18 protein-coding genes and 1 pseudogene are annotated in these 18,316 nt (G+C 60.4%); 7 read left to right on the forward strand and 12 right to left on the reverse strand.

Going from position 1 to position 18,316, the window contains the following annotated elements; all coding sequences use genetic code 11:
• Nucleotides 1-5: 5 nt before the first annotated feature.
• The 5 genes from metA to AC72UB_RS07525 all read right to left on the reverse strand — a co-directional run bounded on the left by metA (nucleotide 6) and on the right by AC72UB_RS07525 (nucleotide 4,852).
• Nucleotides 6-929: a homoserine O-acetyltransferase MetA gene (gene metA, locus AC72UB_RS07505; protein ID WP_505189214.1), complete on the reverse strand. Its 924-nt coding sequence runs from the start codon at nucleotides 927-929 to the stop codon at nucleotides 6-8.
• Nucleotides 930-957: 28 nt separating this feature from the next.
• Nucleotides 958-1,827, reverse strand: coding sequence for a DEAD/DEAH box helicase family protein (locus tag AC72UB_RS07510; protein WP_505189215.1), 870 nt, complete (start codon nucleotides 1,825-1,827; stop codon nucleotides 958-960).
• Between the two features lie 107 nt (nucleotides 1,828-1,934).
• The gene (locus AC72UB_RS07515; RefSeq protein WP_505189216.1) at nucleotides 1,935-3,053 is read right to left on the reverse strand and encodes an OmpP1/FadL family transporter; all 1,119 of its coding nucleotides are present in this window, start codon (nucleotides 3,051-3,053) and stop codon (nucleotides 1,935-1,937) included.
• Between the two features lie 122 nt (nucleotides 3,054-3,175).
• Nucleotides 3,176-4,036, reverse strand: coding sequence for a DMT family transporter (locus tag AC72UB_RS07520; RefSeq protein ID WP_505189217.1), 861 nt, complete (start codon nucleotides 4,034-4,036; stop codon nucleotides 3,176-3,178).
• Between the two features lie 39 nt (nucleotides 4,037-4,075).
• A complete protein-coding gene (locus AC72UB_RS07525; RefSeq protein WP_505189218.1) occupies nucleotides 4,076-4,852 on the reverse strand; it encodes an SDR family NAD(P)-dependent oxidoreductase in 777 nt (258 codons plus the stop codon).
• Nucleotides 4,853-4,992: 140 nt separating this feature from the next.
• Between AC72UB_RS07525 and AC72UB_RS07530 the strand changes: the two genes are divergently transcribed.
• On the forward strand, nucleotides 4,993-5,574 hold the full coding sequence (locus AC72UB_RS07530) for a nitroreductase family protein (protein WP_505189219.1): 582 nt from the start codon (nucleotides 4,993-4,995) through the stop codon (nucleotides 5,572-5,574).
• A 45-nt stretch (nucleotides 5,575-5,619) separates the two neighbouring features.
• Here AC72UB_RS07530 and guaA read toward each other — a convergent pair whose 3' ends face one another.
• A complete protein-coding gene (gene guaA, locus AC72UB_RS07535) occupies nucleotides 5,620-7,176 on the reverse strand; it encodes a glutamine-hydrolyzing GMP synthase (protein ID WP_505189220.1) in 1,557 nt (518 codons plus the stop codon).
• Nucleotides 7,177-7,394: 218 nt separating this feature from the next.
• On the opposite strand from guaA, the gene AC72UB_RS07540 reads away from it, so the two are divergent.
• Complete coding sequence (locus tag AC72UB_RS07540) at nucleotides 7,395-8,939, forward strand: trimethylamine methyltransferase family protein (protein WP_463288421.1); 1,545 nt, start codon at nucleotides 7,395-7,397, stop codon at nucleotides 8,937-8,939.
• A 57-nt stretch (nucleotides 8,940-8,996) separates the two neighbouring features.
• Here the strand turns inward: AC72UB_RS07540 and AC72UB_RS07545 are convergent, their stop codons facing one another.
• Nucleotides 8,997-9,281 (reverse strand): DUF6477 family protein, encoded by a 285-nt coding sequence (locus AC72UB_RS07545; RefSeq protein ID WP_505189221.1) that lies wholly within the window; start codon nucleotides 9,279-9,281, stop codon nucleotides 8,997-8,999.
• 214 nt (nucleotides 9,282-9,495) lie between these two features.
• Between AC72UB_RS07545 and AC72UB_RS07550 the strand changes: the two genes are divergently transcribed.
• Nucleotides 9,496-10,617 carry a DUF6456 domain-containing protein gene (locus tag AC72UB_RS07550; protein WP_505189358.1) on the forward strand — a complete coding sequence of 374 codons (1,122 nt, stop codon included), beginning with the start codon at nucleotides 9,496-9,498 and terminating at the stop codon, nucleotides 10,615-10,617.
• Between the two features lie 6 nt (nucleotides 10,618-10,623).
• On the opposite strand, the gene AC72UB_RS07555 is transcribed toward AC72UB_RS07550, so the two are convergent.
• From AC72UB_RS07555 to AC72UB_RS07575, 5 genes and pseudogenes are all read right to left on the reverse strand, one after another.
• On the reverse strand, nucleotides 10,624-11,226 hold the full coding sequence (locus AC72UB_RS07555; RefSeq protein WP_505189222.1) for a YitT family protein: 603 nt from the start codon (nucleotides 11,224-11,226) through the stop codon (nucleotides 10,624-10,626).
• 126 nt (nucleotides 11,227-11,352) lie between these two features.
• The gene (locus AC72UB_RS07560; RefSeq protein WP_505189223.1) at nucleotides 11,353-12,567 is read right to left on the reverse strand and encodes an NADP-dependent isocitrate dehydrogenase; all 1,215 of its coding nucleotides are present in this window, start codon (nucleotides 12,565-12,567) and stop codon (nucleotides 11,353-11,355) included.
• A gap of 143 nt (nucleotides 12,568-12,710) precedes the next feature.
• Nucleotides 12,711-13,295 (reverse strand): HD domain-containing protein, encoded by a 585-nt coding sequence (locus AC72UB_RS07565; protein WP_505189224.1) that lies wholly within the window; start codon nucleotides 13,293-13,295, stop codon nucleotides 12,711-12,713.
• Between the two features lie 3 nt (nucleotides 13,296-13,298).
• Nucleotides 13,299-13,520: a hypothetical protein gene (locus tag AC72UB_RS07570; RefSeq protein ID WP_463288426.1), complete on the reverse strand. Its 222-nt coding sequence runs from the start codon at nucleotides 13,518-13,520 to the stop codon at nucleotides 13,299-13,301.
• Nucleotides 13,520-14,179 (reverse strand): annotated as a pseudogene (locus AC72UB_RS07575) (alpha/beta hydrolase). The gene AC72UB_RS07570 and the pseudogene AC72UB_RS07575 overlap by 1 nt, the downstream one beginning before the upstream one ends.
• 164 nt (nucleotides 14,180-14,343) lie before the next feature.
• Here AC72UB_RS07575 and iscR point away from each other — a divergent pair.
• From iscR to AC72UB_RS07595, 4 genes are all read left to right on the forward strand, one after another.
• Nucleotides 14,344-14,805: a Fe-S cluster assembly transcriptional regulator IscR gene (gene iscR, locus AC72UB_RS07580; RefSeq protein WP_505189225.1), complete on the forward strand. Its 462-nt coding sequence runs from the start codon at nucleotides 14,344-14,346 to the stop codon at nucleotides 14,803-14,805.
• 130 nt (nucleotides 14,806-14,935) lie between these two features.
• Nucleotides 14,936-15,988 (forward strand): cysteine desulfurase family protein, encoded by a 1,053-nt coding sequence (locus AC72UB_RS07585; protein WP_505189226.1) that lies wholly within the window; start codon nucleotides 14,936-14,938, stop codon nucleotides 15,986-15,988.
• Between the two features lie 40 nt (nucleotides 15,989-16,028).
• Nucleotides 16,029-17,537, forward strand: coding sequence for a Fe-S cluster assembly protein SufB (gene sufB / locus AC72UB_RS07590; RefSeq protein ID WP_463288430.1), 1,509 nt, complete (start codon nucleotides 16,029-16,031; stop codon nucleotides 17,535-17,537).
• Nucleotides 17,534-18,313, forward strand: coding sequence for an FkbM family methyltransferase (locus AC72UB_RS07595; protein ID WP_505189227.1), 780 nt, complete (start codon nucleotides 17,534-17,536; stop codon nucleotides 18,311-18,313). Before sufB ends, AC72UB_RS07595 begins: the two co-directional genes overlap by 4 nt.
• Nucleotides 18,314-18,316: the final 3 nt, after the last annotated feature.

The following is an 18,316-nucleotide window of genomic DNA, read 5'->3' on the forward strand; positions in this document are numbered from 1 at the left end:
CTCCTTCACTTACCTATGTCATCAAGATCAAAAGGCGTTCCTTGGTAAATTTCATTCAGCCAATTGCCATACAAAAGATGCGCATGGCTGCGCCAACGGTTCTTGGGCGGATTGGCCGGGTTGTCGTCAGGGTAATAGTTCAACGGCACATTGATCGGCGTGCCAGAGGCGACGTCGCGGTCATATTCCTGCTTCAGCGTGTCGCTGTCATATTCAAAATGGTTGAAGATATAGAGCGCGCGGTGGCCCGGATCCTCTACAAGGCAAGGCCCCACCTCGCCGCTTCCCAAAAGCGTGCGCAGGCCGGGGGCGGCATCAATCTCGGGTTGCCGAACTTCGGTCCAGCGGCTGACGGGGATGACAAAATCATCGGAAAACCCGCGCAGATAGGGGGAGGTCGGGTTCAGGTTTTGATGGCGGAAGCAGCCGAAGGCCTTGGCATTCAGCATGTGTTTTTGCACGCCATGGAAGTGGTAAATCATCGCCATGCCGCCCCAGCACACGCCAAAGGTCGAATGCACATGGGTTTGCGTCCAGTCCATCACCCGGCGCAATTCGTCCCAATAGGTGACCTCTTCAAACGGCAGATGTTCAATCGGCGCGCCGGTGATGATCAGACCATCAAACTTCTCACCCGACGCCTCCACCTCGGCAAAGGGGCGGTAGAAGGTTTCCATATGCTCAGCGGCCGTGTTGCGGGTTTGATGTTCGCTCATGCGGATCAGATGGAAGTTGATCTGCAGGGGCGTGGCACCAATCAGCCGGGCGAACTGGGTCTCGGTCTGGATCTTTTTCGGCATCAGGTTGAGAAGCCCAATCCGCAGCGGACGAATGTCCTGCTGCGCCGCCCGGTCCGGCGTCATGACCATGACGCCTTCGTTCCTCAGAACATCATAGGCGGGCAGGGTGGCGGGGAGCGTGATGGGCATTTTGAGAAACCTGATGTTTTACAGTACGTTAAGTCGTAGATGCGCGCCGATCAAGGGCGTGGGCGATCAGCGCGTCAAAGGCGGCGGGGCTTCTTACCTCGGCCACTTCTTCGGCGGTGACGGTCACACCCCAGCGCGCCATCGCGGCATAGCGCGGCTGGCGGCTTTCCAAGAGCCGGGCATAGCCAAAGCGCAGGAACGCGTCGGGGTCGGCTTTGTCGGCGGTCAGACCGCTTTCGGCCAAATAGTCGGCCCAGACGGTCAGCAGAAACTCGGGCCGATAGAACATCGGCTTTGGCGCGCGGTCGAAGCGGCGGCAAAGCTCGGCCCGGTGCGCTTCGGATCCCTTGATCCAAACTGGCAAGAGATGGGCCGACACTTCCGCCATCACGGGATCGGCGGGGTTGTCTGCGTCAACCACTTCGCAGATCGAACCCGACGTATCGCAGACGAAGTGATTGTAGCCATACAAATCCTGCGCCCGATCAATGAACCGGGTGGTGTCGAGCATGGCGGCCACTTCGGCCTGACCATGCTGGGCCTGCCGCCGCTGGTATTCGCCAAAGGGCAGCCCGCCCTTTGCCGCATCGCCCGGCTTGCCCAGATAGGTCGAGAGAGGGGCCAGATTGTCAAAGGTGATGTTCGAGGTGATGAAGACCGAATCCGACATCAAAAGCTCGCGCAGCAAGGGAACCTTCATGGCTTCGCGCTTGAAGTTGTCCGAGATGTTTTCGCCCATATAGCGCGTGCCGATCCGGTAATCGACCGAGTAGTGAAACCAGTCCCCCGCCTCGCGCAGCATGTTGGACAGCGTGGTCTTGCCAAGCCCCGACATGCCAAACAGCATCACCCGCTTGTGCGGTGCGCGCAAGAACGCGGGTCCATCGGGGTACAGCATCGGGTAGCCTTTCAGATCGAGTGCGCGCTCACTTGTGTTACAAGTAATCGCCAGAAAAACAAAGGCCCCGCCGATTGTGGCGGGGCCTTGTACACTCTGTTTGTCTCTTAGAACGTGAAGCCAACCTTAACACCGACCCCGATGGCCGAGTTGCCGGTGAAGTTGCTGGCTCCGCTCAATGCTAAGGCGTCACCGACATCTACATAGCGCACACCGCCCGAGATTTTCATGTTGCCCATGGTGTAGGTGCCGCCGACTTGGATACTCTTGTAGCCATCAGTTGGCGAAAGGTTGCCTGCAATGCCACCGTTGGATTTTTCATAGCCAATAGAGATAGCCCCCGAGAACTGGTCAGAAAACTTGCGGCCGACGCCAATGTTATAAGTGATGCTATCGTTATCGTGTTCAGTAAGCGGATTAGCTGCTCCAGCATTCGGCCCGATCAGAGTGGTAGCCGTCCAGTCAACCCACCGAACCGAACCGAAAACTAAGGTATCTGCAGCGACGCCAGACTGAAAATCCAAGGTCAAGGACTGCGGGAGTTCGACATCGGTGGTATCCGTGAAGGGAGTCAAGGTTGGGGGCGCGACAAGAACGGAGCCAGTGACGGGCAGAGTGTGCTTGGTGCTTGACGCGTAGGTTAGGCCCACGCGCAGAGCGATTTCAGGTTTTTCATAGGCCGCGCCGAATAAATATCCAATGTCACGCGTATGGCGAAAAGATGCGTTATAAAAATTGGCCAGAGCCCCCCCAAAACCTGTAATGGTAGTGGTTGACAGTGAAACATTTCCGCCAATACCGACTGAGCGCACCCCTGCAACCACCGACAATTTGTCGTTCAGCTTATAGCGCCCCAGAAGTGCAATTGTTTCGCCCCGCAATTTCGCACTTGAGCCACGCACAGGGTAGGATGTTCCCGTCCCATAGCTGACATCCGCGCCGTAGCTTGGGTCAATTGTTATGCCCAACGAGAGTTTTTCGTTAAGGTCGCTTTTGAAAGCGACGCCGACTGTTCTGTATGAACCCGCGATGTTGCCTGAGGCCACTGAGCCCACATTGGTTGCGCCCTCAACCTTAGGTGTCACATGGCCAAGACTCAGCTCACCATAATTGCCTTTTTCAAACATGAAGCCAACCGGCAGGCCCGAGCGCTCAAAACCCCCGGCAAGAGCCGTGCTTGTCGAAAGCGCAAACGCAAGGCTGGCTGCACCAAACTTAATTGACATTAGATTCTCTCCCCTTGTCACCGCCGGTTTTTTGGCCCGCTTGCTTGGGGCCTTCCGGTTATCGGGCAATCTTGGGCAGAAAAGTGCCAAGGGTCAAATAAGTTCTTAACTTTAACGTGACGTTAACGTGACGTTATTTCACGCCTTACACTCAGCCAGATTCCTGAAAAAATCACCAAACCGCCAATGAGCACGTAAGGATCAATTGCCTCGCCATAGGCCATGGCACCGATCACGGCGATCAGGGGCAGGCGGATAAAGTCGATGGGCATGACAAAGCTTGCCGGCGCCAAGGTGAGGGCTGAGGTCAGCGACAGATGGGCCAAGACCCCGCAGACTCCGATTAGCCCAAGCCAAGGTAGGGTCTCAGCCGTTGGCCAGTTGACTTGGCCGTCATAGGTGGCGGCCAAGATGCCAAAGACCGCCTGAAAGGCCGTCAGCCAAAAGAGGATGGTGATAATCGCTTCATCCCGCGTCAGCCGTTTTGTCAGGATCGAGGTGGCGGCAAAGCCAAGGGCACTGCCTGCAGCCGCCAGAACCCCGGGGCTGAGGTTGGTTATATCGGGGCGTGCGACGATCAGGATCCCAGCAAAGCCAAGCCCGGCGGCGGCGAGTTTCGACAGCGTCAACCGCTCGCCCAGAAATAGGGGGGAAAGCAGGATCACCCAGAGGGGCGAGGTGAATTCCAAGGCAAAGACTTGGGCCAGTGGGATCATGGTCAGCGACCAGAACCACAGGTTCTGTGCGGTGAAATGCACGATATTGCGCCAGAAATGCCCAGACAGCCGATGTCCTGAGATATGGCCCAGCTGCCCAACCGCCTTGCCGATGACCAGCACAAGAACCAGCCCGATGATTGACCGTGCCGCCATGATCTCAAAGCTGTCATGGGTTTGGCTGATCTCGCGCGCGGCAACGGCCATGGCGGTGAAGGAAAAGATCGCACCGATCATCCACAGCGCAGCCTTAAGGGGCGGGGTCATAGGTGCAATCCGGCATTGGGCGGGCAGGGTGGGCGCATCTCAATACCCCGCCGTCAGGCCGAAATCGAGCATGATCGCCGCCCCGGTAATTCCGGCGGCTGCGGGCGAGAGGAGAAAGGCCACGTTCTGGGCCACCTCATCCGGTGTCAGGAACCGCGCGGCGGCGCCTTGGGGGTAATGGGCCAAAAGCCGGGCATGATAGCCCGCTGGATCGCCCGCGCCGTAGGTCTGCGCCTGATAGTCCAGCATGGGCGAGGCAATATCCGAGGGGCAGAGCGCGTTCACCCGGATACCTTGCGGGGCAAGTTCCCGGGCCAGCGCCTTTGTCATCACCGTGACCCCACCCTTAGAGGCACAGTAGATCGCGGCACCCGCATTGCCGACCACCCCTGCATCGGATGAGATATTGACGATTGCCCCTTTTGTTGCGGCCAGCGCCGGGATGGCGCGAGAGCACAGAAAGAAGGTGGCCTTGAGGTTGACATCGATGCAGGCTGCCCAATCTTCCTCGCGGGCAAGTTCGCTTGCGCCCTCCACCCAAATGCCCGCAGCGTTCACCAGACCGTCCAGCTTTCCCAAGGCGGCGGTGGCACGGGTCACAATCTCGGTGCAGGTGGCGACCTGCCGCAGGTCGCCCAACAGGGGCACTGCGCCGGTGACCTTTGCCGTTGCTTCAAGCGCTGCAGCGTTGACATCGGTGATCGCCAACCGCGCCCCAAGCTGGGCCAAGAGCCGCGCCGTGGCCCCGCCCACGCCGCCACCGGCACCGGTGACGAGATAGGCCTTGCCGTGGAAGAGGTCGGGCGCAAAGATCATAGGGCGCGGTCCTTTTGACCTGCATCTGGCGTCACAGAGACGGGTTTGTCCAGCCCGGCTATTGCGGCCGGGCTTGTGGTTCGGGCTGGGCGGATTAGCTTAGGTTCGCATCCACTTCATGTCTTGTTCAAATGTCCGCCATGATACCTCGTCACCCTGATCACCAGATTGACCCGCAGTTTCTGACCCGCTGGTCGCCGCGCGCCTTTTCGGCCGCGCCCCTGCAAGAGGCCGACATGCTGCGCCTATTGGAGGCGGCCCGCTGGGCACCTTCGGCCTCGAACCTGCAGCCGGCGCGCTTTGCGTGGGGGCTGCGCGGAGATGCGGCTTTTGAAGCGATCCTGACCTCTTTGGTGCCGTTCAATCAGGATTGGGCCAAGGCTGCGGCGGGGCTGATCGTGGTGGCTTCTAAGCCCCATTCCGAAAAGAACGGGGCCGAGGTGGCGAATGTCTGGCATGGGTTTGATGCCGGGGCGGCTTGGATGAGCCTTGCTTTGCAGGCGCAGTCGATGGGGTTCATTGCCCATGCAATGGGCGGGTTTGACAGCGCGGCCTTGGCGGCGGCGGTGCGGCTGCCTGCGGGTTATGCGCTGCACGCCGTTGTGGCGGTGGGGGTGCAGGGTGAGGCCGAGAGCTTGCCCGAGGCCTTGAGGGCGCGCGAGATGCCGAACGGTCGCCGCACGCTGGCCGAGGTGGCGGCACACGGGGCCGTTCCGGTCTGAAAGGGTGCCCGCACTAAAAAGGCCCGCGCAGTGGCGGGCCTTTTGTCATTCCAACTCGATCGTGCCGGGCGGTTTTGAGGTGCAGTCGTAAAAGACCCGGTTGACGCCCTTGACCTCGTTGATGATCCGCGTGGCGGTTTCCGACAGGAAGTCATGGGTAAAGGGGTAGTAATCCGCCGTCATCCCATCGACCGAGGTGACCGCGCGGAGCGCAAGCGCATAGTCATAGGTGCGCCCGTCGCCCATCACGCCCACAGTGCGCATCGGCAGAATGGCAGCGAAGGCCTGCCAGATCTCATCATAAAGCCCGTGCTTGCGGATCTGGTCGATATAGACCGCATCGGCCCGGCGCAGGATGTCGAGCTTCTCGCCCGTGATCTCGCCGGGGCAACGGATCGCAAGGCCCGGTCCGGGGAAGGGGTGGCGACCGATGAAGGAGGCGGGCAGGCCCAACTCGCGGCCCAAGGCGCGGACCTCGTCCTTGAAAAGCTCTCGCAGGGGCTCAACCAGTTTCAGGCCCATCTTTTCGGGCAGACCACCGACGTTGTGGTGCGATTTGATCGTGACCGAGGGGCCGCCCGAGAAGGAGACAGATTCGATCACATCGGGATAGAGCGTGCCTTGGGCGAGGAATTCAGCGCCTTCAATCTGGTTGGCGTATCTCTGGAACACGTCGATGAAGAGCCGCCCGATGGTCTTGCGCTTGACCTCTGGGTCCGAGACGCCTTCCAGCGCGTCGAGGAACAGGTCTTTTTCATCGGCGTGAATGAGGTTCAGGTTGTAATTGTCGCGGAACATGGCGACGACCTGTTCCGCCTCACCCAGTCGCAAGAGACCATGGTCGACAAAGACGCAGGTGAGTTGATCGCCAATGGCCTCGTGCAGAAGGATGCCGGTGACCGAGCTGTCAACGCCGCCTGAGAGCGCGCAGATCACCTTCTTGTCGCCAACTTGGGCGCGGATCTTGGCGATCATCTCCTCGCGGTAGGCGCCCATGGTCCAATCGCCCTTGAACCCGGCAAGCTTGACGAAGTTTTCGTAAAGCTTGGCGCCTTTCGGAGTGTGGTGCACCTCGGGGTGGAATTGAACGGCATAAAAGCGGCGCTCGGGGTCGGCGGTGATGGCAAAGGGCGCGTTGGGTGAGGTGCCGTAGACTTGGAAGCCGGGGGCTATTTTCGACACGTGGTCGCCGTGGCTCATCCAGACCTGCTCATCCCCCGCCTCGAACCAGCCCGCCAAGAGCGGGCAGGTCTCGTTGGTGGGGGTGACGTAAGCCTTGCCAAACTCAGCCGTGCCGTGGCCGCCTTCGACGTGGCCGCCCAAGCAATGCATCATGACCTGCTGGCCATAGCAGATGCCCAAGATCGGCACACCCATGTCAAACACGCCTTTGGGCGGCATCGGTGCGCCGTCCCAATAGACCGAGGCGGGACCGCCCGAGAAGATCACGGCCTTGGGCCCGAAGGCCCGAAGGAAGGCGTCATCCACTTTGTTGTAGGGATGAATTTCGCAGTAAACGTTCAACTCGCGCAGGCGACGCGCGATGAGCTGCGTCACCTGAGAGCCGAAATCGATGATGAGAAGGCGGTCATGTTGGGTCATGGCTTCGCGTAAAGAATGGCAAAGGGAATCGCAAGAGGCCGACAGGCGGGGGTTTCACACCCCCGCACCCCCGTGGGATATTTGCGCCACGTTGAAGGCGGAATCTTCGTCGCTTTTGGCAAGTGGTCGTGTCGCTTTTGGCGGTCATGCGCCGCTTTTCCGAGGCGGGTTTTGTCCGGCATGCCGCATAAGAGACAAAACAGCTTTCGGAGGCTTTCATGAACGATATTGCAGCAGGGCGTCGGGCTCGGGGTGGTGGCGGGTCGGCCCGTCGCGCGGAACGGACCGCGGTGTCCTTTGAGACCGCAAAGTTCATCCAGCGCAACATTCCGAATTTCGAGATTCTGAACGAAGAAGCGCTGCAGATCATTGAATGGAACGCCGAGACCGTTCTGGAAGAGATCGGTGTCAACTTTGTCGAGAACGAAGGGGCGCTGGCGCTCTGGCGCGCGGCTGGGGCGGATGTGCAGGGCGAGCGGGTCCATATTCCGCGCGGTTTGGCCCGCAAGCTGATTTCTACAGCGCCCAAGACCTTTACCCAGTATGCGCGCAACCCCGAGCGCAATGTTGAGATCGGTGGTCGCAATCTGGTCTTGGCGCCGGTCTATGGCCCGCCCTTCGTGCATGATGCCAAGGGTGGTCGTCGCTATGCCACGATTGAGGATTTCCGCAATTTCGTGAAGCTGGGCTATATGTCCAAATGGCTGCACCATTCGGGCGGTACGGTCTGTGAGCCGACCGATATTCCGGTGAACAAGCGCCATCTGGACATGCTTTTGGCGCATATGACGCTGTCGGACAAGCCGTTCATGGGCTCGGTCACCGAGCCGTCTCGCGCGGCGGATTCGGTGGAGATGGCGAAGATCCTGTTCGGCAGCGATTTCGTTGACCAAAACACCGTGATGACCAGCCTTATCAACATCAACAGCCCGATGACCTTTGACGGGATCATGATGGGGGCTTTGGAAGTTTACGCCAAGGCCAATCAGGCGGCGATTGTGTCGCCCTTTATCGTGGGTGGCGCGATGGCGCCGGTGACGGTTGCAGGCACACTGACGCAGGTGCTGGCCGAGGTTCTTGCCGGCGTGGCCTATAGCCAGTTGGTGCGGGCAGGGGCGCCGGTGATTGCGGGGGCCTTCGTGACCTCGATCGACATGAACTCGGGTGCGCCGACCTTTGGCACGCCGGAGGCGAGCCATATCACCTATGGCGTCGGCCAATTGGTGCGCCGTTTGGGTCTGCCTTACCGCTCGGCGGGCGGGTTCTGTGGATCGAAACTGCCGGATGCGCAGGCGGGCTATGAATCAGCCAACAGCCTGAACATGGGTCTGCTCTCGGGCGTGAACTTCATGCTGCATGCCTGTGGCTGGATGGAGGGTGGTCTGGTCTCGTCTTACGAGAAGTTCGTGATGGACGCTGATCAGCTGGGCACGCTGCATCATCTGGCGCAGGGCATTGCGGTGGACGAGAATGGCCAGGGCATGGATGCAATCCGTGAAGTGGGCCCGGGCGGCCATTTCCTGGGCTGCGAGCACACGCAGGCCAATTTCAAGACCGCCTTCTGGCGCACAGATCTCTTTGACTACAAGCCCTATGAGACCTGGGCTGAAGAGGGCGCGCGCGACACCATGGCGCTGGCCGGTGAGCGGGTGCAAAAGATGTTGGCCGATTATCAGGCCCCGCATCTGGACGAGAGCATCCGGGAGGGACTTGAGGGTTATGTCGCTCGCAAGAAAGAGTCGATGCCGGACGCCTTCCTCTGATTGTTTCTGAAGCGTTAACAATATGGCCCGTCGGGAAACTGGCGGGCCAGTGTCATTCTAAAGCGCGACTTTGCGCGGCAAGAGATTTGCTTCGGCCATGAGCGCCGCAAGAACCTCAATGTGGCGGACAACCGGGTAGGTCAGGTCGCCGGTTTTTCGGCTGTGCTCTAACCGCGCTTCTTCGGCCAGAAGGGTTGGTAAGATTGTCTCAGACCTGTCAGAGTCCTGCAAAAGACGGCTGAGATCACGGTCGCGCCGATAATCTTCAAGCCCAAAGCGGGCGGCCCGGACCAAGAGGCGCGGGCGGCGCATGTTTGCCAGAATGATGCGAAAATCGGTCATGAATGCCCCCTAGACACTGAGGCGGCCAGAGTAATCGCGCACAGCGTGGCGTTGCATTGCGCGAGGAATAGCGCGCGTTGGTTACGACTTTGTTTAAGAAATCGAAACAATTATCGAGACACGGCCGAAAATTAACACTTGGGTAAGAAATGCCACTCAGGGTTGAGTTGCTCTGAAGGGCCTTCCGAACCGAAGCTGCTGAACGAGTCTGATGATGCAAGGTAACCTGACGCCCCTGCGCATGCTGCCGACATGGCTTCCCGATGCGGTGCGGCTTTACCTTGACCACACCGAGGACGGGCTGTCGCTTCGGGCGCTGGCCCGGCGTGATGGCTGCCATGCCTCGACGGTGATGCGGACGGTTCGGCGTTACGAGAGACGCCGGGAAGACCCGCTGATGGACGAGGCGCTGGATGCGCTGGCCCGCAGCGCTGCCTGGCCGGTTGACCCTGTCAAAAAGGAGCCTGACCCGATGACTGCAGCCCCACGCCCGCAACCCGGAACGGTGGACGATCTGACCCTGAACCGCGAGGGTTTGCGGATTCTGCGGCGGTTGTCCGAGCCGGGGGCCAGCCTTGCGATTGCGACCGATATGGAAAAGGCGGTGGTGATGCGGGCGTTTCCCGATGGCCGCTGTACAAGGTTGGCAGTCGTGGACCGCGTGGTTGCGCAGGCCTTTGTGCTGCAGGATTGGATCTCCTTGCGGAAGGCGGGGCGGGTGGCAAGCTATGAACTCAGCGCGCCGGGAAAGGCGGCTTTGAAGCGGTTGATGGAGGCCGAGGATCAGGCGCGCATGGTCGGCGGGTTGGCCGAGGCGCCGATGGCCTTCGCCGATCAGCACCGGATCTGGGGTGAGCGGGTGGTGATGGGTGAGGAGGGGCCGCGCCGGGTGCGGCACAATCTGGCGGAAAGCCCGGTCACGGTGCTGGGACGGCGGCGCGAAAAGGATGGGCGGCCGTTCTTGGAGCCGTCTTTGGTGGAGGCGGCTGAGCGGCTGCGCGAGGATTTTGAGGTGGCCCAGATGGGCCCGCGCGTGGCGCAGAATTGGGAGCGGTTTCTGACGGGGGGTGACCGGGGTTCTTTTCACGGCGACGGCGGATTGGCGCAGGGTCCGAAGGCCGCGCGGGATCGGGTGGCGGCGGCCTTGCGGGATCTAGGGCCGGGTCTGGGGGATGTGGCGCTAAGGGTGTGTTGTTTCCTTGAGGGGATCGAGGCGGCGGAGCAGCGCATGGGCTGGGCCGCGCGGTCGGGCAAGATTGTGCTGCGCATCGCGCTGCAGCGACTGCGGCGGCATTATGACGAGACCTATGGCAAGCATGGCCCGAAGATTGGCTAGGCGAGATCAGGTGGCGATGTAGCGGTCCTTACGGTGGTTGATCGCGAGGAACAGGTTGAAGATCACTGCACCCGCAAAGGACCACAGAAGGGGACCGGGCTCTAAAATCAGCGCTGAGACGGCAAAGAGCGCGATGTCAAACCCAAGCTGGGCATAGCCGGCCGGAAACCCGGTGCGGTCTTGCAGCATCAGCCACAGGATCGAAATTCCGCCAAAGCTGCCGCCATGGCGCACGACCGCAAGCGCGGCGATGCCAAAGAGGATGCCGAACAGCAGGGCGGCAAAGGCCGGGTGGATGTGGGAGAACCCAAGCCAGCGCGGCAAAAGGGAGGTGAGAACCGACAGGGCGGCAATGGTGATCAGCGTTTTCAGCGCAAAGCGCGCGCCCATGCGGCGCCAGCCGAACCACAGGAACGGCAGCGATACCGCGAAATAGACCGCCGGGAACGGAAGGTTGAAGCCATACGCGATGAGCGCGGCAACCCCGGTGGTTTGGCCTGCGACAAAGCCCGAGAAGGTCAGGACATGCATGCCCACCGCTGCCATGCAAACCCCAAAGGCGATGCCTTGGACATCCTCGATCAGGGAGTGGCGCATGGGGTCGGTCATAAAGGTCAGCTGGTCACGCTGAGTTCATATATCAATATTGCTGACCAAAATTTGGCATTTTGGTGGAGAGGCCGGGGGGCCAGCCCCCCGGACCCCCCGTGATATTTGCGCCGCATTGAAGGCGGATCAGCCCTTGAGGGCCTTGTTCAGATAGTCATCGACCTTTTCGAGATAGCCCATGGTGGTGAGCCATTTTTGATCGGGGCCGACCAAGAGGGCGAGGTCTTTGGTCATCCAGCCATCTTCCACAGTGTCGACGCAGACCTTTTCGAGGGTTTGGGCGAAACGCAGAAGGTCTGCGTTGTTGTCCAGCTTGGCGCGATGCTTAAGCCCGCCGGTCCAGGCGAAGATGGAGGCGATGGAGTTGGTCGAGGTTTGCTGGCCCTTTTGGTGCTGGCGGTAGTGGCGCGTGACGGTGCCATGGGCGGCCTCGGCTTCGACCACTTGGCCATCGGGGGTCATCAGTACCGAGGTCATCAGGCCCAAAGAGCCAAAGCCCTGCGCCACAGTGTCGGATTGCACGTCGCCGTCATAGTTCTTGCAGGCCCAGATATAGCCGCCCGACCATTTCAGCGCTGAAGCCACCATGTCATCGATCAGCCGGTGTTCATAATGGATGCCGGCGGCTTTGAATCTGTCGGCAAACTCCGCGTCATAGACCTGCTGGAAGAGGTCTTTGAAGCGGCCGTCATAGATTTTGAGGATGGTGTTCTTGGTTGAGAGATAGACCGGCAGGCCTTTGATCAGGCCGTAGTTGAAGGAGGAGCGGGCGAAGTCGAGGATCGACTGGTCAAGGTTGTACATGCCCATGGCGACGCCGGCGGCGGGGGCGTTGAACACCTCGCGTTCGATGACAGTGCCGTCGTCGCCCACGAATTTCATCGTGAGCTTGCCTGATCCCGGGAAGTGGAAATCGGTGGCGCGGTATTGGTCGCCGTAAGCGTGGCGGCCGATTACGATGGGTTTGGTCCAACCGGGCACAAGGCGCGGGACATTCTTGCAGATGATCGGCTCGCGGAAGATCACGCCGCCGAGGATGTTGCGGATGGTGCCGTTGGGCGATTTCCACATTTGTTTCAGGCCGAATTCTTCGACCCGCTGTTCGTCGGGCGTGATCGTCGCGCATTTCACCGCAACGCCGACTTTCTTGGTCATCTCGGCGCTGTCGATGGTGATCTGATCGTTGGTGCGGTCGCGCTCTTCTATTCCGAGGTCATAGTACAGAAGGTCGAGATCGAGATAGGGCAGGATCAGCTTTTTCTTGATGAAATCCCAGATGATCCGGGTCATCTCGTCACCGTCCATCTCGACGATGGGATTGGCCACCTTGATCTTGGTCATGGGTTCGCCCTTTCAGTTTTTTGGGTTCGCTTGGGTGCGGTCCGGGCCGATCTTGGCGGCGCAGAAAGCAGTGTATGCGATTGTATACCGAATAACTGGCGCAAAGTAAACCGTGTCACGAAGCGGCGCGCGTGAAGGGTGGTTCAGGTGAAACAAGCGCGGGTCTTTTCGCGGACCCAAGACCACAAAGCCGGGGCTCCGTGGGCGATTTTCACGCCAACGCGAGCGTCAAGCTGGTCAGAAGTGACGTTATAGGTGGTCCAAGTGCCACCGCCCGACATCAGATTGGCCATCACCGGCTGCACCCGGTCAAGCGATTTGGCAAAGCGGGCATCGGGGGATTCGGCGGCTTCAAACTCTTCCCACAGAGAACGAAGATCGGTTCCTAAGTCTATAGGAAGAAGTCCAAATATTCGATCAGCAGCCTGTGACTCGGCCGCTTGGGTGGCCGCACTAGCATGGGCTTGGCCGTTCTGGGAATGGATCGGCACATCACCAACGTCGATTTCCACAAGGTCATGGATCAAGAGCATGCGGATCACGCGCTCGATCTTTACCTCGGGGCCGGCCTGATCGGCCAGGATCAGGGCATAAAGCGCCAGATGCCAAGAATGTTCGCCCGAGTTTTCAGGGCGGGAGCCATCGACAAGGGTCGTGGCGCGCAGGACCGACTTGAGGCGATCCGCCTCGTTGAGAAAGGCAAACTGGGCGTCAAGACGGTCGGTCACGTATCAGCCTTGGCGATGCGCGGCCAGCCGCTTGTCAAGGAAATCGCGCCCGCGGCGTTCGGCCAACCGGACGCGGATCGCGGTCAGAAAGCCCTCTTCCATCGAAGGCGACAGGGTCGAGAGCACCTTGGCCACTTCAAGATAGAAGCGGTCGTTACCCATTTCATCTTGGGCGGCCAACACGTCCTTGGCCAGATCGTCAGCCAGTTCGTCGACCACTGCCATCAGCGGCTGACCTCACCCAAGCGGCGCTTTACATAAGTCGAAACGGTGTCGATCATCGGCTTCATATGCGCTTCTTCATCTTAGAAGAAGTGATCGGCCCCTTCGATCTGTTCGTGGGTGATGGTGATGCCCTTTTGCTCGTGCAACTTGTTCACGAGCGTCGTGGTGTCCTTGGGCGGCGCCACCTTGTCGGCGGTGCCGTTGATGATCAGGCCCGAGGAGGGGCAGGGGGCAAGGAAGCTGAAATCGTAAAGGTTCGCGGGAGGCGCGACCGAGACAAAGCCGGTGATCTCGGGCCGGCGCATCAACAGTTGCATGCCGATCCAGGCGCCAAAGGAAAAGCCCGCGACCCAGCAGTGCTTGGCGTTTTGGTTCATGGATTGCAGGTAGTCGAGGGCCGAAGCGGCATCCGACAATTCACCGATGCCCATGTCATATTCGCCTTGGCTGCGCCCCACGCCGCGGAAATTGAACCGCAGCACGGTGAAGCCCAGATTGTAAAAGGCGTAATGCAGGTTGTAGACCACCTTGTTGTTCATCGTGCCCCCGTAGTTCGGGTGCGGATGCAAAACGATGGCAATGGGCGCGTCACGGTCCTTTTGCGGGTGGTAGCGGCCTTCAAGACGGCCTTCGGGGCCAGCAAAAATCACTTCGGGCATTCGGTTCGCCTGCTTTCCTGCGGCGATTTCTTGACGAAATCGCTCGGACAAATTAGAACCATTCCAAGGATCTGGGCCGCGCGGCTCGGGTCCCCTGATGGTCTTGCGGGTTTCAGGTAAGGCCACTGGGCTCAGTCGTCAATGATCTTGCAAGGAAACCGGGCATGAAACTCTCGACAAAAGGGCGCTATGCGATGGTGGCCTTGGCAGATCTGGCGCTGGCCGAGGGGGATGACCTGATGTCCTTGGCAGCGCTTTCGAAGCGGCAGGATATTTCCTTGCCGTATTTGGAACAATTGTTCGTCAAGCTGCGCCGCGCAGGGTTGGTCGAAGCGGTGCGCGGCCCGGGCGGGGGCTACCGGTTGGCGCGCAGCCCCAGTGAGATTCGGGTGTCGGAGGTGATGGAGGCGGTCGAAGAGACGGTTGATGCGCTGCACACAGGGGCAGGAGCCAGCGGTGGGGTGTCGGGCTCTCGCGCGCAAAGCCTGACCAACCGGCTGTGGGAGGGGCTTTCGGCAAGTGTCTATGTGTTTCTGCACCAGACGCGTCTATCGGACGTGATCCGCAACCAGATGACGCCTTGCCCGGCGGTACCCGCGCTCTTTCGGGTGGTGGATGAGGAATGAAGGCGCAACGCGATCTTGTGGCCAATGGTCGTTTAAGAGGGGGGCTGTCTGCCCCCCAAGCTGGCATTGCCCTGCAATGCCAGCCCCCCCGAGGATATTTGCGCCACGTTGAAGGGCTGTCTCTGAAAGGATGGGCCGCGTGAGCCGGGTGTATTTGGACTGGAACGCGACGACGCCGCTGCGTCCTGAGGCGAAGGCGGCGATGATTGCGGCCATGGAGGTGGTGGGCAACCCGTCTTCGGTGCATGCCGAGGGACGGGCGGCGAAGGCTTTGCGCGAGAAGGCACGCGGCCAGATTGCGGCGGCCTTGGGGGCGGAAGGGGCGGACATCATCTTTACCTCGGGCGCGACCGAGGCGGCGGGTTTGGCCTGTGCCGGGCGCGGACTGGCCTGTGCCCAGGTAGAGCATGACGCGGTGCGCGCCTGGTGTGCGCCCGATCTGGCGGTGGATGCGGCGGGCGGGGTGGCGGTGCCGGATCCGGGTCGGTCAGCGCTGCAACTTGCAAATTCTGAAACCGGGATTGTGCAGGACCTGCCCGAAGGGATTGCGGTTTCGGATCTAACGCAAGCCTTTGGCAAGCTGCCAATCGCGTTCAACTGGCTAGGTTGCCAGAGGGGTCTGGTCAGCGCCCACAAACTCGGGGGGCCAAAAGGGATTGGCGCCTTGGTGCTGCGGCGAGGCTTGGATGTGGCGCCGCAGATCCTTGGCGGCGGGCAGGAAATGGGTCGTCGGGCAGGCACGGAGAACCTGATTGGGATTGCCGGATTTGGCGCAGCGGCCGAGGCAGCGATGCGCGATCTGGCCAATGGTGTTTGGGACGAGGTCGCCGAAGTTAGAAATATTCTAGATTCAGCATTGTCGGCTTTGGGTTTTAATACTATTTCAGTCGGGAATGATGTGACGCGCCTTCCCAACACCCTGTGCCTCATCGCGCCGGGCTGGAAAGGTGAGACGCAGGTCATGGCGATGGATCTGGCGGGGTTTGCCATTTCGGCGGGCTCGGCGTGCTCCAGCGGCAAGGTCAAGGCCAGCCGGGTCTTGCTGGCCATGGGCCATGACGCGGCGCGGGCGGGGCAGGCGATACGCCTGTCTTTGGGGCCCGGGGTAACGCGTGAGGAGGTCTTGCGCTTTGCCGAGGTCTGGGGACGCGACTACGCGCGGCTTTTGGCGCGCGTGGCATGAGTGAAGGCGGGCGAAAGCCCAGGAATCGGAGACAACAACCATGGCGGCAGTAGAGATGGAAGTGCGCGACGGCGTCGATCGGGAAACGATCGAGACCGTGCAGGCCATGTCGGGCAGCTACAAATACGGCTGGTCCACCGATATCGAGATGGATTTCGCGCCCAAGGGCGTGTCGGAAGAGATTGTCCGGCTGATCAGCCACAAGAACAACGAGCCGGAATGGATGCTGGAATGGCGTCTGGCCGCCTATCGCCGCTGGGTCCAGATGGAAGAGCCGCATTGGGCGATGCTGAACTATCCGGCGATCGACTATCAAGACCAGTATTACTATGCCAAGCCCAAGAGCATGGCTGAAAAGCCCAAGTCGCTGGATGAGGTGGACCCCAAGCTTTTGGCCACCTACGAAAAGCTGGGCATTCCGCTGAAAGAACAGATGATCCTGGCCGGCGTCGAGGTGCCCGAGGGCGAGCGTCGGGTGGCGGTGGATGCGGTGTTTGATTCCGTTTCGCTGGGCACCACCTTCAAGGCCGAATTGCAAAAGGCAGGCGTGATCTTCTGCTCCATCTCTGAGGCGGTGCGCGAGCATCCGGAGCTGGTGAAGCAATACCTTGGCACGGTGGTTCCGCAGTCGGACAACTTCTTTGCCACGCTGAATTCGGCCGTGTTTTCGGACGGGTCCTTTGTCTACATCCCCAAAGGCACCCGCTGCCCGATGGAACTGTCGACCTATTTCCGCATCAATGCCGAAAACACCGGGCAGTTTGAACGCACGCTGATCATCGCCGATGAAGGGTCATACGTCAGCTATCTTGAGGGCTGCACCGCGCCCAAGCGCGACACCCATCAGCTGCATGCGGCTGTGGTGGAACTCGTGATCCTGAAGGATGCCGAGATCAAGTATTCGACGGTGCAAAACTGGTATCCGGGCGACGAGGAGGGCCGGGGCGGCATTTACAACTTTGTCACCAAGCGCGCCGATTGCCGGGGCGACCGGGCCAAGGTGATGTGGACCCAAGTTGAAACCGGGTCAGCGATCACCTGGAAATACCCGTCCTGCATCTTGCGCGGCGACGACTCCCAAGGTGAGTTCTATTCGATCGCCATCGCCAACAATGCCCAACAAGCCGACACCGGCACCAAGATGGTGCATCTGGGCAAGCGCACCAAGTCGCGCATCGTGTCTAAGGGCATTTCCGCAGGACGCGCGCAGAACACCTATCGGGGGCTTGTCAGCATGCACCCCAAGGCCACCGACAGCCGCAACTATACCCAGTGCGACAGCCTGTTGATCGGCGACAAATGCGGGGCGCATACGGTGCCTTACATTGAGGTCAAGAACAACTCATCCCGGGTGGAGCATGAGGCCACCACGTCGAAGGTGGATGAGGATCAGCTGTTCTATTGCCGCTCGCGCGGGATGGATGAAGAAGAGGCGGTGGCTTTGGTGGTGAACGGGTTCTGCAAAGAGGTGCTTCAGGCCTTGCCGATGGAGTTCGCCATGGAGGCGCAAAGCCTTGTGGCGATCAGCCTTGAAGGGTCGGTGGGGTGAAGGACGGCAAGCCGAAAAACGCGCGGCTTAACAAGCACGCGGCGGCGCCGGTGGCGACAGCGGATCTGGTGGTCAGCCCCGCCGGTCAGGTCGTGCGCGCGGTGATCGACGGCAAACCGGTGTTCTTCACGCTGACCAACACCAAGGATGGCATCCAGAAGGAACATCTGGCTGGCCGGTTCTATGAAAGCGAAGAGCTGGAGATCATCCGCGCCCATTGCCCGAAGAACGCGGTCTTCGTCGATATCGGGGCCAATATCGGCAACCACGCGCTGTTTGCGCTGAAAATGCTGGGCGTCAAGCAGGTGATCCCGTTTGAACCGAACCCGGTGGCGATTGCGGTTCTGACTTCCAACCTTGGGCTGAACGGCGAGTTGGCGCGCTGTGATCTGTCGCATCTGGGGCTGGGCCTGTCGGACAAGCCGCAGGACGGTTTGGCGATGGAGGTCGACAAGCCCAACAAGAACCTTGGCGGTGGCCGTCTGGTGGCCGGGGGTGATCTGCGGGTGATTGCGGGCGATCAGGCGCTGGCCAAGGCCAAGGTGGATTTCATCAAGATCGACGTTGAGGGCATGGAGATGCAAGTGCTGGGCGGTCTGGCCCAGACGCTGGAGCGCTGCCGTCCGGTGATCTTTATCGAAGTGGACGAGGCGAACCGGGGTGATTTTCTGGCTTGGGTTGAGGCTAACCGTTATGACATCACCGCCACCTTCCGCCGCTATCCGGTGAATGAGAATTTCCTGCTCAAACCCGCCCGCAAGGGCGCTAAGGGCTGAGCA

The organism is Allotabrizicola aquatica (SeqCode), from assembly GCF_965194375.1.
In the GTDB taxonomy this organism is placed as follows: domain Bacteria; phylum Pseudomonadota; class Alphaproteobacteria; order Rhodobacterales; family Rhodobacteraceae; genus Tabrizicola_A; species Tabrizicola_A aquatica.

What these genes read in the sequence shown, in the direction of transcription:
- metA (WP_505189214.1), bottom strand. Translation starts at nt 929, where the DNA reads ATGCCCATCACGCTCCCCGCCACCCTGCCCGCCTATGATGTTCTGAGG.
- AC72UB_RS07510 (WP_505189215.1), bottom strand. Translation starts at nt 1,827, where the DNA reads ATGCTGTACCCCGATGGACCCGCGTTCTTGCGCGCACCGCACAAGCGG.
- AC72UB_RS07515 (WP_505189216.1), bottom strand. Translation starts at nt 3,053, where the DNA reads ATGTCAATTAAGTTTGGTGCAGCCAGCCTTGCGTTTGCGCTTTCGACA.
- AC72UB_RS07520 (WP_505189217.1), bottom strand. Translation starts at nt 4,036, where the DNA reads ATGACCCCGCCCCTTAAGGCTGCGCTGTGGATGATCGGTGCGATCTTT.
- AC72UB_RS07525 (WP_505189218.1), bottom strand. Translation starts at nt 4,852, where the DNA reads ATGATCTTTGCGCCCGACCTCTTCCACGGCAAGGCCTATCTCGTCACC.
- AC72UB_RS07530 (WP_505189219.1), top strand. Translation starts at nt 4,993, where the DNA reads ATGATACCTCGTCACCCTGATCACCAGATTGACCCGCAGTTTCTGACC.
- guaA (WP_505189220.1), bottom strand. Translation starts at nt 7,176, where the DNA reads ATGACCCAACATGACCGCCTTCTCATCATCGATTTCGGCTCTCAGGTG.
- AC72UB_RS07540 (WP_463288421.1), top strand. Translation starts at nt 7,395, where the DNA reads ATGAACGATATTGCAGCAGGGCGTCGGGCTCGGGGTGGTGGCGGGTCG.
- AC72UB_RS07545 (WP_505189221.1), bottom strand. Translation starts at nt 9,281, where the DNA reads ATGACCGATTTTCGCATCATTCTGGCAAACATGCGCCGCCCGCGCCTC.
- AC72UB_RS07550 (WP_505189358.1), top strand. Translation starts at nt 9,496, where the DNA reads ATGCAAGGTAACCTGACGCCCCTGCGCATGCTGCCGACATGGCTTCCC.
- AC72UB_RS07555 (WP_505189222.1), bottom strand. Translation starts at nt 11,226, where the DNA reads ATGACCGACCCCATGCGCCACTCCCTGATCGAGGATGTCCAAGGCATC.
- AC72UB_RS07560 (WP_505189223.1), bottom strand. Translation starts at nt 12,567, where the DNA reads ATGACCAAGATCAAGGTGGCCAATCCCATCGTCGAGATGGACGGTGAC.
- AC72UB_RS07570 (WP_463288426.1), bottom strand. Translation starts at nt 13,520, where the DNA reads ATGGCAGTGGTCGACGAACTGGCTGACGATCTGGCCAAGGACGTGTTG.
- iscR (WP_505189225.1), top strand. Translation starts at nt 14,344, where the DNA reads ATGAAACTCTCGACAAAAGGGCGCTATGCGATGGTGGCCTTGGCAGAT.
- AC72UB_RS07585 (WP_505189226.1), top strand. Translation starts at nt 14,936, where the DNA reads ATGGGCCGCGTGAGCCGGGTGTATTTGGACTGGAACGCGACGACGCCG.
- sufB (WP_463288430.1), top strand. Translation starts at nt 16,029, where the DNA reads ATGGCGGCAGTAGAGATGGAAGTGCGCGACGGCGTCGATCGGGAAACG.